At 40.3% G+C, this 12,872-nt stretch carries 10 protein-coding genes and 1 other annotated feature; of the genes, 8 read left to right on the plus strand and 2 right to left on the minus strand.

Annotated elements, in window-relative coordinates; all coding sequences use genetic code 11:
• Positions 1–73: 73 nt before the first annotated feature.
• Positions 74–994 carry a LysR family transcriptional regulator gene (locus BAU16_RS02935; protein ID WP_137605721.1) on the plus strand — a complete coding sequence of 307 codons (921 nt, stop codon included), beginning with the start codon at positions 74–76 and terminating at the stop codon, positions 992–994.
• Between the two features lie 42 nt (positions 995–1,036).
• On the opposite strand, the gene BAU16_RS02940 is transcribed toward BAU16_RS02935, so the two are convergent.
• Complete coding sequence (locus tag BAU16_RS02940; protein ID WP_161526399.1) at positions 1,037–1,843, minus strand: AraC family transcriptional regulator; 807 nt, start codon at positions 1,841–1,843, stop codon at positions 1,037–1,039.
• Between the two features lie 131 nt (positions 1,844–1,974).
• Between BAU16_RS02940 and BAU16_RS02945 the strand changes: the two genes are divergently transcribed.
• The 5 genes from BAU16_RS02945 to BAU16_RS02965 all read left to right on the plus strand — a co-directional run bounded on the left by BAU16_RS02945 (position 1,975) and on the right by BAU16_RS02965 (position 8,540).
• The gene (locus tag BAU16_RS02945) at positions 1,975–3,975 is read left to right on the plus strand and encodes a beta-galactosidase (protein ID WP_161526400.1); all 2,001 of its coding nucleotides are present in this window, start codon (positions 1,975–1,977) and stop codon (positions 3,973–3,975) included.
• A gap of 108 nt (positions 3,976–4,083) precedes the next feature.
• Positions 4,084–4,320 (plus strand) — a binding site (T-box leader).
• Between the two features lie 382 nt (positions 4,321–4,702).
• Positions 4,703–5,773 carry a methionine ABC transporter ATP-binding protein gene (locus BAU16_RS02950; RefSeq protein ID WP_048604717.1) on the plus strand — a complete coding sequence of 357 codons (1,071 nt, stop codon included), beginning with the start codon at positions 4,703–4,705 and terminating at the stop codon, positions 5,771–5,773.
• Complete coding sequence (locus BAU16_RS02955) at positions 5,773–6,453, plus strand: methionine ABC transporter permease (protein WP_048604718.1); 681 nt, start codon at positions 5,773–5,775, stop codon at positions 6,451–6,453. The genes BAU16_RS02950 and BAU16_RS02955 overlap by 1 nt, the downstream gene beginning before the upstream one ends.
• Before the next feature lie 14 nt (positions 6,454–6,467).
• Positions 6,468–7,316 carry a MetQ/NlpA family ABC transporter substrate-binding protein gene (locus tag BAU16_RS02960; RefSeq protein ID WP_161526401.1) on the plus strand — a complete coding sequence of 283 codons (849 nt, stop codon included), beginning with the start codon at positions 6,468–6,470 and terminating at the stop codon, positions 7,314–7,316.
• Positions 7,317–7,334: 18 nt separating this feature from the next.
• Positions 7,335–8,540, plus strand: coding sequence for a M20 family metallopeptidase (locus tag BAU16_RS02965; protein ID WP_161526402.1), 1,206 nt, complete (start codon positions 7,335–7,337; stop codon positions 8,538–8,540).
• A gap of 66 nt (positions 8,541–8,606) precedes the next feature.
• Here BAU16_RS02965 and BAU16_RS02970 read toward each other — a convergent pair whose 3' ends face one another.
• Entirely contained in the window at positions 8,607–9,758 is a 1,152-nt protein-coding gene (locus BAU16_RS02970) for an ROK family transcriptional regulator (RefSeq protein WP_161526403.1), read from the minus strand.
• 181 nt (positions 9,759–9,939) lie between these two features.
• Between BAU16_RS02970 and xylA the strand changes: the two genes are divergently transcribed.
• Positions 9,940–11,247, plus strand: coding sequence for a xylose isomerase (gene xylA, locus BAU16_RS02975; RefSeq protein ID WP_137605715.1), 1,308 nt, complete (start codon positions 9,940–9,942; stop codon positions 11,245–11,247).
• A 12-nt stretch (positions 11,248–11,259) separates the two neighbouring features.
• Entirely contained in the window at positions 11,260–12,867 is a 1,608-nt protein-coding gene (locus BAU16_RS02980) for a glycoside hydrolase family 43 protein (protein ID WP_137605714.1), read from the plus strand.
• Positions 12,868–12,872: the final 5 nt, after the last annotated feature.

Genomic DNA, 12,872 nt, shown 5'->3' on the forward strand with positions numbered 1-12,872 from the left:
AAAACTAATCATTGGTTATAGTTTTAAACTATAACTTGGTGTAAACTATAGAAAAATTGCAGGAGGTCACAGCATGCGAATTCAACAGCTAGCTTATTTAGAAAAAATCGTTGCCCGAGGCTCCATCAATGAAGCGGCAAAAGAATTGTATTTAACACAACCCAGCTTATCCAATGCCGTAAAAGAATTGGAAAATGAGATGGGCATTCAACTGCTTTTGCGAAATAAAATGGGGGTTACTCTGACGGATGAGGGACGAGAATTTATGATCTATGCCCGGCAGATTCTGGATCAGGTAAATCTTATGGAGGAAAAATATAAGCAGAAAACGCCGCGAAAACAAGCCTTTTCTGTTTCAGCTCAGCACTATGCTTTTGTGGTGCATGCTTTTGTGGAATTGATTCGGCAGGTTAATACAGAGGAGTATCAGTTTACGTTACGGGAAACAGAAACTCAGAATATTTTAGACGATTTGACCAGTTTTAAAAGTGAAATCGGTATTTTGTACCTCAATACTTTTAATCGGCAGGTGATGCAAAAGCTCTTTAAAGAAAAAAATCTGGAATTTACCCCGCTATTTACGGCATTGCCCCATGTATTTGTCAGTCGGGAAAATCCTCTGACTCAAAAAAAATCGGTCAATTTGACCGATTTAGAAGAGTATCCCTATCTTTCTTACGAGCAAGGGGAGGTTAATTCTTTTTACTTTGCTGAGGAAATTCTCAGTACGCTGGACCACAAGATGAACATTAAAGTCAGTGATCGGGCGACGATTTTTAATTTGATGGTGGGGTTGAACGGCTATACGATCAGTTCCGGGATTATCAGCAGTGAGTTAAACGATGACAAAATCGTCGCAATCCCTTTGGAAGTCGATGACTCCATCACGATTGGCTGGCTAAAGCATCGTCAATTAGAACTCAGCCCGATTGCGCAAGATTATTTGCAGCGTTTGGAGGAACATATTCGCGGGTATGGTTTTTCCATCGAATAACTAAGCAAGGAACTGCCTTTAATGGGGGAGTTCCTTGCTTAGTTATTGTTGATAGAAGCGACGAAAATTTTTAGGAGTCATTTGTTCACTGCGTTTAAAGGCGGCGATAAAATAGCTGACATCATTGAAGCCCACACGCTCGCTGATTTCCTGGATCGGCAGCAAGGCATCGTTTGCCAACAGTTCCTTCGCTTTTCGTAAACGCAACTCCAATAAATATTGATAAGGAGAAAGTTGATATGTTTCTTTAAATAATTTTGATAAATATTGCGGACTATACCCCACTAGCTTAGCTAAATCCTCATTGCGAATAGTCTCAGCGAAATGATCGTTCATATACTGGACCACCGGCTGGATCAATTCGCCGTATTTATTTCCGTGGGTTTGGTTTGCCGTGACCTCTTTGATCAGCATCAAAAAAGAATAAATCATTCCGGAGGTTTTTAATGGAGCTGCGGGATCATCCACATCAATTTCTTTTGCCAGATGTTCGATAAAATGATTCAATTCCGGCAGTGGCTCATTGAGCAGAAGGTAGTCACCGATTCCCAGCAGTGTCAAAATTTCTGCTGCCAATGCACCGCCAAAGGTAAAATAGGCAGTCAACCATTTTTCGGTTGTCGGCACATACGTATGAGGGACCGACCGATTGATTAAGATACTCTTATTTTTTTCTAAAATAAAACTTTTCCCGTCAACACTCACCTCTCCAGCGCCTTCTTGGGTATGGAGCCAATGAATATACGGATATCCTTGTGGACGAGTGATAGGGTCTTGATCCCATTGAATTCCGACACTATCGACAAACAACGGAAGACCGGAATCTTTTCGACTAAAAGTATAACGCATGGTACCACCTGCTTTAGTTTCATATTTTTATAGAATTGAAGATGATTCTATGATTATTTTACCATTTTCCCGTGATAGAATGAAGACAGAAGAAAAGGCTTTCTATTTTCACTTTGAAGGAGGAAAAAGTAATGGCATTTTTTAAAAACATGTTATTTGGCGGAGACTACAATCCAGAGCAATGGCCGGAAGAAATCTGGGTGGAGGACATGCGCATCCTGAATTTAGCAAAAATCAACTCGGCAACAATTAACGTTTTTTCATGGGCACAATTACAGCCTGATGAAGAAACCTATGATTTTTCTACACTGGATAAAATTGTTGAAATGCTTACCAAGCACAAGTATCAAATCGTTTTGGCAACTTCTACAGCGGCACTGCCTGCATGGATGAGTCGTCGCTACCCGGATGTTAATCGGACGGACTTTGAAGGACGTGCCCACAAGTTTGGTCAACGGCACAATGCCTGTCCTAACAGCCCAACCTTCCGAAAATTCAGTGCCAAGCTGGCGGGGAAATTAGGCGAACGCTACGGCCATTTGGAAAATGTAGTTTGTTGGCATATTTCTAATGAGTATGGTGGCAACTGCTATTGCGAAAATTGTGCCAAAGAATTTCGTGTTTGGCTGAAGAAAAAATACCATACAATCGAGGCATTAAATAAAGCTTGGAATATGGCGTTTTGGGGACACACACTTTACTCATGGGAAGATGTCGTGGTTCCTAACGCACTAGGCGATGCAATCGGTACAGAAAAAACTGCCTTTGCCGGGCTTTCTATCGATTACCGGCGCTTTATGTCGGATTCGATTTTACGAAATTTTACCGATGAAAAAGCGGCAATCAAACAACACGATCCTAAAACAGCAATTACGACCAACTTGATGGGAACCTTTAAAGATTTGGATTACTTCAAATGGGCAAAGGAAATGGATATTGTTTCCTGGGACAACTACCCAAGTTACGATACCCCAATCAGTTTGACAGCAATGCGCCATGATTTGATGCGGGGACTAAAAGACGGTCAATCCTTTATGTTGATGGAACAAACACCAAGTCAACAAAATTGGCAGCCTTATAATTCCTTAAAACGTCCGGGACAAATGAAAAATATGAGTTATCAAGCGGTAGCTCACGGAGCAGATACGATTCAATTCTTCCAGTTGCGGCGATCCGTGGGGGCGTGCGAAAAATTTCACGGAGCTGTGATTGAACATGTTGGTAACGAACATACCCGTGTGTTTCGAGAAACTGCTGAGTTAGGGCAGGAATTGGAAAAATTAGGGGATACATTACTAGATGCTGTGACACCGGCAAAAGTGGGAATTATTTTTGACTGGTCGAATTACTGGGGACTGGAATACACCAGTGGTCCCACGATCGAGCTACAATATGTCGATCAGATTCATCATTACTACCAAGAATTATTTGCCCGCAACATTGATGTTGACATGGTTTCCATCAATGGCGATTTTGAAAAATATGATTTATTAATCGCTCCTTGTCTGTATATGATCAATCAGGAACAAGCACAAAAAATCGATGCTTATGTCAATAACGGTGGACATTTTGTAACGACAATGATGAGTGGTTTAGTCGATGAAACCGATAATGTGCATCTTGGCGGATATCCGGGACCATTAAAAGAAACTTTAGGTATTTGGGTAGAAGAATTTGATGCTTTGCCACCAGAAAAGACGACTCAGGTTGTTTTCAATGACGGCACTGTTAGCGATTGTCGGATGCTGTGTGACATTATTCATCCTAATACGGCAGAAGTGTTGGCAAATTACGGTAAAGGAGAATTCTATGCTGACACCCCCGTAATCACCCGTAATCAAAAGGGGTCCGGTATGGCCTATTATGTGGGAACGATGCTGTCTGAAACTGGAATGAAACGATTATTTGATGAACTATTAAAAGCGTTGCCGATTGAAACATTTGATTTACCAGAAGGAATTGAATGGAAGACCCGAGTAAAAGAAAATCAGACCTATCATTTTCTGCTGAATCATAAAAACGAACCTGTTACAGTAACCGTACCAACTGCCGGCAAAGAGTTGCTGACGGAAACAGCTCTTAGCGGCACCATTGAGTTAGCACCCTTTGATGTAAAAATCATTGCCGAATAAAAACAAGATACTCTTTTTTTCAGAGAATATTTTCTGGCATTTCAAAAAAATTCAGAAAAAGAGTTGACATCGATTGAAAACTACTGTAAATTAACGTCAATAAGAAATTTGTTCCCGATGAAAAGGAAAGTAAGCTTGGACGCGTTGAAGAGAGACGTTGGTTGGTGTGAAACGTCAGGTCGAAAAAGCTGAACATGGCCTTGGAGGGTAGAGTGTCGATAAGTAGGCAGTCTCGGAGGTTTCACCGTTAAAAGAAACACCGATCTCTTTGAAAGAAAAGAAGTCGGGTCAAGGGAAGAAGTATCTTCCGAACAAAAGGTGGTAACACGATTATTCGTCCTTTTACTGGTTAAGACCGGTAAAAGGGCTTTTTTTATATCCTTCATCACGAAGAAATGATAAGTACAAAAAGAAACTTTTCAACAGAGAGCTTCGAACGCTGAGAAGAAGCAAAAGGGCATTTTTGGAAAATGGTCATGGAGTGAATCATCCCGAGCAGAGAATGTGAGACGATGACGGCTGCGCCCGATACAGCGCTAGAGTATGTTTGTACTCGAAGAGGAGCTGTATGTGAATGCAGGTCAAAATGAGGTGGTAACACGCAAAAAAGCGTCCTCAAGTCAGTGATTTTTTCGCTGATTTGAGGATGCTTTTTTTGTTGGGAGGAATGACAGACATGAAACGAATGTGTTGCCTCTAGAAAAAATATGGAATCGGAGGAGAAAAAATGATTGAACTAAAAAATATTACTGTCACTTTTCAACAAAAGGGTGAACAGATTCAAGCAGTAAAAGATGTGGACGTTAAAATCGATAAAGGTGATGTCTATGGTATCGTTGGTTATTCCGGCGCTGGAAAAAGTACCTTGGTGCGGGTAATCAATTTATTGCAACGACCAACCAATGGGGAGGTAATCATTAATGGTACCAACTTAACAGAATTATCTGCCAAACAACTGCGGGAAAAACGCAAGGCAATCGGCATGATTTTTCAACATTTCAATTTGATGAACAGTCGCACAATTTTTGATAACGTTGATTTTTCTTTAAAATATTCTGGAAAATCGAAACAGGAACGTCATCAAAAAGTTGCGGAGCTATTGGAGCTGGTGGGGTTGTCGGATAAAACTCTGGCGTATCCCAACCAGTTATCCGGGGGGCAAAAACAACGGGTCGCCATTGCCCGGGCATTGGCCAATGATCCAGAGATTTTACTTTGTGATGAAGCCACCAGCGCGCTGGACCCTAAAACTACGCTACAAATTTTGGCGCTCTTAAAGGAATTGAATCAACGTCTTGGGTTGACAATTGTTTTGATTACTCATGAAATGCAAGTGGTCAAGGAAATTTGCAATAAAGTAGCGGTGATGGAAGAGGGCGAAATTATTGAACAAGGCAACAGCATCCAAATTTTCAGCCGGCCGCAAAAAGCGCTGACCCGTGAATTCATTCGAACAGCAACTCATATCGATCAGGCACTGGAAACGATTCTGGGAAATCCTAAGTTTGCTTCGTTGAATGAAAATGAATGGCTGGTGGAACTCGCTTATGTTGGCGATCAAACCAATGAACCGCTGATTGCTCAACTTTACAGCCGCTACCAAGTAACGACGAATATTTTATATGGCAACGTAGAGATTTTACAAAATGTTCCATTAGGCAGTTTGATTGTCACACTGGCTGGCGAAAGCACACAGCGGCAACAAGCGTTGAATTATTTAAAAAAACAAGGAGTTTACACGAATATTTTGAAGCAACCAGAAGAACAATTAATCGCAGTTGAAGGAGGGTACCACTGATGGAAACGATTCTTGAAAAATATTTTCCCAATGTCATTGGCATCACCGATGAATTTATTGAAGCCACGAAACAAACGCTCTTCATGTCTGTTTGGACCGCTTTGATTGCCGGCGTTTTCGGTATCTTGTTGGGAGTGATTTTAGTTGTTACCCGACCAAAGGGAATTCTGCAAAATCGTCCGGTATACGAAATTTTAGATAAAGCAATCAATATCGTTCGATCGATTCCCTTTATTATTTTGCTGTCACTGTTGGCATTGATCACGCGATTTATTGTCGGCACTACGATTGGGGAAAAAGCGGCGCTAGTGCCACTGATTGTTGGCGTAGTTCCTTTCTTCGCCCGACAAATCGAAAATGCCTTGTTGGAAGTTGATCCTGGGGTGATTGAAGCCGCCCAAGCGATGGGAACCAGTCCGGCGGGAATTATTTTCCGGGTTTATTTAATCGAAGGATTGCCGGGAATCGTCCGGGTTTCTGCTTTGACAATCATTAATGTTATCGGGTTGACTACTATGGCTGGGGCAGTTGGTGCCGGCGGGTTAGGCAATCTGGCAATTTCAAGAGGCTATAATCGTTTTCAAACGGATGTCACCATCGTTGCTACGCTCTTGATTTTAATTCTCGTTTTTATTAGTCAATTTGTAAGTAATCGTATCATAAAAAAAATCAGTCATTAATTGGAGGAAGTAAAATGAAAAAATATCTTAAAATCGCTTTAGCAGCGGCAGCATTCTTGGTGGTAGCCGCAGGATGCAGTAATCAGGGAAAAGCCTCAGAAGCTTCAGATAAAAACAAAGAAACAACCGTGAAATTAGGAGTGATTGGTGCCGATACCGATGTTTGGGATGATGTGAAAGATCGATTGAAAGAAGAAGGTATCAACTTGGAATATGTGAAATTCACAGATTACAATCAACCAAATGCTGCCTTGGCAGACGGATCCATTGATTTGAATTCTTTTCAACATCAATTCTTTTTAGATAATTACAATGAAGAACATGGCACGGATTTGGTTTCCATCGGGAATACCGTTAATGCGCCATTAGGTATTTATTCTGAAAAAATCAAAGATGTTAAAGAGCTGAAAGAGGGAGCAAAAGTTGCGATTCCGAATGATGTTACAAATGGGGGGAGAGCATTATTATTGCTGCAAACAGCGGGTTTGATTACTGTTGATCCGGCAAAAGCGCAAGCACCGACCGTTTCGGATATCACGGAAAATAAATTGAATCTTGATATTTCTGAATTAGATGCCGCCCAAACTGCCCGTGCATTGTCAGATGTGGATATTTCTGTGATCAACAGTGGTGTAGCAGTGGATGCCGGATTTACACCGACGGAAGATGCGATTTTCTTGGAACCAGTGGATGACAATTCAAAACCGTATGTGAACATTATCGTTGCCCGCAAGGAAGATAAAGACAACGAGGTGTACCAAAAAGTCGTTGACGCGTACCAAACAAAAGAAACCGAAAAAGTGATTGAAGAAACATCAAAAGGCTCCAGTATCCCAGCTTGGGAAACCTTTGGCCGTAAATAAAAATTGGAGGAATTTATTATGACAACTACAACTATTGAAGCAACTATCAAAGAATTTATTGATCAACATTTACCAGAATATCAAGCACTTGCTTTAGATATCCACGACCATCCGGAAGTCAGCAATTATGAATTCTATTCCTCGGATGCTTTAATCCAACAATTGGAAAAAGAAGGCTTTACGGTCACTAAAGAGGTTGCCGGTCACCGTACCGGATTTGATGCCCGCTATGTTTCTGCAAAAGAAGGTCCCACGCTTGCATTTCTTGCAGAATTTGATGCCTTACCGGGAATTGGCCATGCCTGCGGACACAATTTATTTGGAACCTACTCTGTTTTAGCAGCCAGTGGATTGAAGCAAGTCATTGATGAAATCGGTGGTGAGATTCGAGTGTATGGTACACCGGGAGAAGAAGGCGGGGAAAACGGCTCAGCAAAGGGCAGCTTTGTGCGAGAAGGTTTTTTCAATGATGTCGATGCAGCTCTTTGCATTCATCCGGCCTATCGTTACAGCAAAACCACGAAATCTTTGGCAAATGATCCGGTAGATATCAAATTCTACGGCAAAGCTTCCCATGCAGCGGCAGCGCCTGAAAAAGGAATCAATGCGCTGGAAGCCTTGCTTCAAGTATTCAACGGAATCAATGGGTTGCGCCTGCATCTGCCAAAAGATGTCAATATCCATGGAATTATCACGGATGGCGGAGTCGCAGCCAATGTCGTTCCCGAATATGCTGCGGGACGTTTTTATCTACGGGCGGCAAATCGCAAAACCTTGGATGAAGTGTACCAAAAGGTAGAGAACATTGTAAAAGGGGCGGCATTGGCAACGGGAACTTCTTATGAATTTGGTCTATTTCAAAATGCAGTAGATGATGTGATCGTCACACCGTTATTTGATGAAGTCTTTTTCAATCATGCACAAGCAGCCGGCGTCCCATCGGATGAAATCGATACTTCTGAACGAGCAAGTTTAGGTTCTTCTGATGTTGGGAACGTCAGTCAGGTTATCCCAACCATCCAACCGACTGTTTCCATTTCAGACGACTATATTGCAGGGCATTCTGAAGAGTTTAAAGCCGCAGCCCGCAGTGAAAAAGGTTTGGCGTCGATTGCGATTGCAGCTGAATTATTGGCAAATACAGCGCTTGATCTTTTGCAAGACCCAGAACTTTTGGCAGCAATCAAAGCCCAACACAAAGAAAGTTTAGCAAAAGGAAATTAACTATAAAAAAATGAAACAACCTCCAATTGTTTGGTCAAAAATCTAACAATTGGAGGTTGTTTTAGGTTAAATCAACTTCAGTTTCTGGATATTTAAAAAATTTTGGGCCGAGACAGCAAAGGCACCATATAGAGTCGCTTTGTCTTCCAACAAGGTATTTCGAATAATCACAGATTCTGAAAAACGGCTTTTTAATTCTTCGGTAACTAAATTTACCATTTGAGGAATTCGCCGATAAAGAGAGCTGTTGATTACAACGATTTCGGGGTCGTACATCATGATAATATTATTAATACCGACACTCAAAAGGGCTGCATTTTGCTGGATTGCCGCCAATGCCTCGGTATCTTGTTTTTCTACATAACGTAATAGAATTTCTGAATTCACGTAATCCAGATTTTTTAGTTTGCCAAATTGATCGTAGGTAACTTTGTTGGAAGCATACTGTTCCAAACAACCGTGATTGCCACAAGGACATTCCCGCCCGTTGGGATAAAGAATGGAATGACCAATTTCACCGGCTTGTCCGTGTTTTCCTTGCTGCAATTTCCCGCTGGTGACGATTCCCGCACCAATCCCGCTATGGACGCTGATACTCACTAGATTTTGGTATTGAGAGGTAAAAGTGTATTCTCCCAATGCTGCCAAATTTGCTTCATTTTGAATAAAAATAGGGAAGTCATAGTTTTTTTGCAGCTCTTCGATAAACGTACTTTGATCCAAATCATAGTAGGGTGTAAAAATAATTTTTTCTTGTTTCACCAATCCATGAATAGCCGCAGTCAGACCGACGATTCCATGGGGAGTAGGGGGCTGAATTTCGATAAAATGATCAATGATCTGCTTCATTTCATTAAAAATCGTTGCCGCTGTAACTGTTATCCGGCGTTTAGAAATGGTATCGACAACCGTGCCGTCAATAAATGCCAACATTCCTTCAATGTAATTATAGCCAAGGTCAAAGGCGATGACCAAGGAAGATTTTCGATTAAAAGTCAGCATGATGGGTTTCCGACCACCTACATTTGAAGCATCACCCACCCGTGTTTCGAAAATTAATTGATCGTCTAATAATTTTTTGGTGATAGCAGAAACCGAGGCTTTGTTCAAACCGGTTTGTTGGGCGACTTCTGCTCGGGAAATTTCTTTTTTCCTAATGATGGTATTGAGAATATTCGCTTCATTGTGCTCACGAATGGTGTATTTTGTTGAAATCATAATAACCCTCCAATAGTAAAGGACATCGTAAAAAAAATGATTGCCTAATTATATATAGTTTATCAAAATATTTTTTTGAAAGCGCTTGACAAACATTTTTGTTTCGTTTAATATTCTTCTTGTAAGTTAGTTTATCGTACTAACAAACTAAAGGCAAGAAAAATTTAAGGAGGAAACAGACATGAGTTATTTTCCAAATGTAGAAAAAATCCAATATGAGGGTGTTAAAACCAAAAATCCATTCGCCTTCCGACATTACAATCCTGACGAAATCGTGATGGGGAAAACCATGAAAGAACAACTGCGTTTTGCGGTGGCTTATTGGCATACCATGACCCAAGATGGTTCTGATCCATTCGGCAGTCCAGTCAATCAACGGACATGGTTTGGTGAAACACCGATGGAAACAGCAAAAAATCGGGTAGAAGCTTTCTTTGAAATTTTGACAAAATTAAATGTGGAATATTTCTGTTTCCATGATATTGATATTGCACCAGAAGGAGATTCTTTGGAAGAATTTTTCCAAAATATTGATGAAATTACCGACTTAATCAAAGAAAAAATGGAACAAACCGGAACGAAATTGCTTTGGAATACAGCAAATATGTTTTCTCATCCACGTTTTGTCAATGGGGCAGCGTCCTCAAACAACGCAGAAGTTTTTGCTTATGCAGCAGCACAAGTCAAAAAAGGCTTGGACATCAGTAAAAAACTTGGCGGACAAAATTATGTTTTCTGGGGCGGCCGTGAAGGATATGAATCTTTATTAAATACCGATATGAAATTTGAACAAGACAACATTGCACGTCTATTCAAAATGGCGATTGCTTATGGTGAAAAAATCGGTCATAAACCTCAATTTTTACTAGAACCAAAACCAATGGAACCAAGCAAACACCAATACGATTTTGATGCTGCGACAACGATGGCATTCATTCAAAAATACGGCTTGGAAAATGATTTCAAATTAAATCTCGAAGCCAATCATGCAACCTTAGCAGGTCATACTTTTGAACATGAGTTGAATGTAGCCCGCTGTTATGATGCGTTAGGTTCTATCGATGCTAACCAAGGAGACGTGCTATTAGGATGGGATACTGATGAATTTCCAACAAATATTTACGACACCACTTTGGCTATGTATGAAATTTTAGAAAATGGTGGCATCGCACCTGGCGGGATCAATTTCGATTCAAAAGTTCGCCGTACGTCATTTGAAATGGATGATTTGTTTTTAGCACATATCGCAGGTATGGATACTTTTGCTCGTGGACTAAAAGCAGCAGCAGCTCTGAAAGAAGAACGATTCTTCGATGAAATCAAGGGAAAACGCTATGCTAGCTACCAAGAAGGCATCGGCGCCAAAATCGTCGCTAATGAAGAAAACTTGGAATCTTTGACAGAATATGCACTGGAACATGATGATATCATGAATGAATCCAACCATTTAGAATATGTGAAATCACGGTTGAATGATTATTTGGTATAGGAGGAGTTGTAAATGATTACAAATCCAATATTAACTGGCTTCAATCCAGACCCAAGTATCTGCAGAGTAGAGGAGGATTATTATATTGCAACTTCAACCTTTGAGTGGTTTCCTGGTGTAATGATTTATCACTCAAAGGATTTAAAAAATTGGAAGCTAGTAAGTACTCCAGTTAATCGAGTAAGCCAGTTAAATATGCTTGGTAACCCTGATTCTGGAGGAGTCTGGGCGCCAGATTTAAGTTATCATGATGGAAAATTCTGGCTAATTTATTCAGATGTTAAAGAAGTCCAAGGAAATAATTGGAAAGATGTTTCTAACTATTTGATTACTTGTGAAACAATCGATGGGGACTGGTCAGAACCAATCTATATGAATGGTTCTGGGTTTGATCCATCATTGTTCCATGATGAAGATGGTAAAAAGTATTTTGTTAATATGGTTTGGGATTACCGAGTATACCATCATAGTTTTTATGGAATCGTATTACAGGAATATGATCATGAGCAAAAGAAACTGGTTGGTGAAGCGAAGGTTATTTTTAAAGGAACCGACCGTAAATTAACAGAGGCTCCGCACCTCTATAAGATTGATAACTATTATTATCTTTTAACTGCGGAAGGAGGAACGAAATACGAACATGCTTCAACAATTGCTCGATCTAAATCTATTGTTGGTCCGTTTGAAGTTCATCCAGAAAATCCACTGATTTCTTCTTGGGGATATCCACATCTTAATTTGCAGAAAGCTGGTCATGGATCAATTGTTCATACCCATACAGATGAATGGTATTTTGTTCATTTAACAGGGCGACCTTTGAAACGCCCGGAAACTCCTCTTCTTGAAAACAGAGGATATTGCCCACTGGGTCGTGAAACTGCAATTCAAAAAATGTTCTGGAAAGATGAGTGGCCTTATATTGTAGGAGGGAATTTTCCGCAAGACGAAGTTGAGTCACCAAACATTTCGGAGGTGAAGTGGCCTGAAGAAGCAAGTAGGATAGATTTTAATGAGGAAAAATTACCGTTAGATTTTCAAACATTACGGATACCTTTTAGTGAAGAAATAGGTAGTTTGACAGAAAGAAGCGGATTTTTACGATTATATGGTAGAGAATCGTTTAATTCCCTATTTTATAAGTCATTGGTGGCGCGACGGTGGCAACATTTTTCTTTTGAAGCCGTTACAAAAGTTGAGTTTTCTCCGACATCTTTTTTGCAACTTGCTGGAATGACTAATTATTATAATACTAAAAATTGGTCATCTATCCATATTACCCATCACGAAGAATACGGAAGAATTATTGACATTATGGATAGTGATAACGGACGAATTACGATGCCTCTTTATAAGAAGGAAATTGTGATTCCCGAAAATGTTAACGCTGTCTTTTTTAAAACTATCGTGAATTTCAACACCTATCAATATGCATACTCATTTGATGAAAAGGAATGGGTAGTGATTGATTATCTATTTGATAGTCTCAAATTATCCGATGATTATGTAGTAGAAACACAAGAAGGTTTCTTTACAGGAGCTTTCATTGGAATGTTCGCAATCGATACATCCGGATTTAGGGCAGTTGCTGATTTTGATTTCTTTGAATATAAAGAAAAATAAAAGGG

The sequence above is a fragment of the Enterococcus sp. JM9B genome (assembly GCF_009933265.1).
Lineage (GTDB): Bacteria > Bacillota > Bacilli > Lactobacillales > Enterococcaceae > Enterococcus_C > Enterococcus_C songbeiensis.

Excerpts from the sequence above, each read along its gene's own strand:
- BAU16_RS02960 (WP_161526401.1), top strand. The coding sequence starts at position 6,468 with ATGAAAAAATATCTTAAAATCGCTTTAGCAGCGGCAGCATTCTTGGTG.
- BAU16_RS02970 (WP_161526403.1), bottom strand. The coding sequence starts at position 9,758 with ATGATTTCAACAAAATACACCATTCGTGAGCACAATGAAGCGAATATT.
- BAU16_RS02950 (WP_048604717.1), top strand. The coding sequence starts at position 4,703 with ATGATTGAACTAAAAAATATTACTGTCACTTTTCAACAAAAGGGTGAA.
- BAU16_RS02965 (WP_161526402.1), top strand. The coding sequence starts at position 7,335 with ATGACAACTACAACTATTGAAGCAACTATCAAAGAATTTATTGATCAA.
- BAU16_RS02955 (WP_048604718.1), top strand. The coding sequence starts at position 5,773 with ATGGAAACGATTCTTGAAAAATATTTTCCCAATGTCATTGGCATCACC.
- xylA (WP_137605715.1), top strand. The coding sequence starts at position 9,940 with ATGAGTTATTTTCCAAATGTAGAAAAAATCCAATATGAGGGTGTTAAA.
- BAU16_RS02935 (WP_137605721.1), top strand. The coding sequence starts at position 74 with ATGCGAATTCAACAGCTAGCTTATTTAGAAAAAATCGTTGCCCGAGGC.
- BAU16_RS02945 (WP_161526400.1), top strand. The coding sequence starts at position 1,975 with ATGGCATTTTTTAAAAACATGTTATTTGGCGGAGACTACAATCCAGAG.
- BAU16_RS02940 (WP_161526399.1), bottom strand. The coding sequence starts at position 1,843 with ATGCGTTATACTTTTAGTCGAAAAGATTCCGGTCTTCCGTTGTTTGTC.
- BAU16_RS02980 (WP_137605714.1), top strand. The coding sequence starts at position 11,260 with ATGATTACAAATCCAATATTAACTGGCTTCAATCCAGACCCAAGTATC.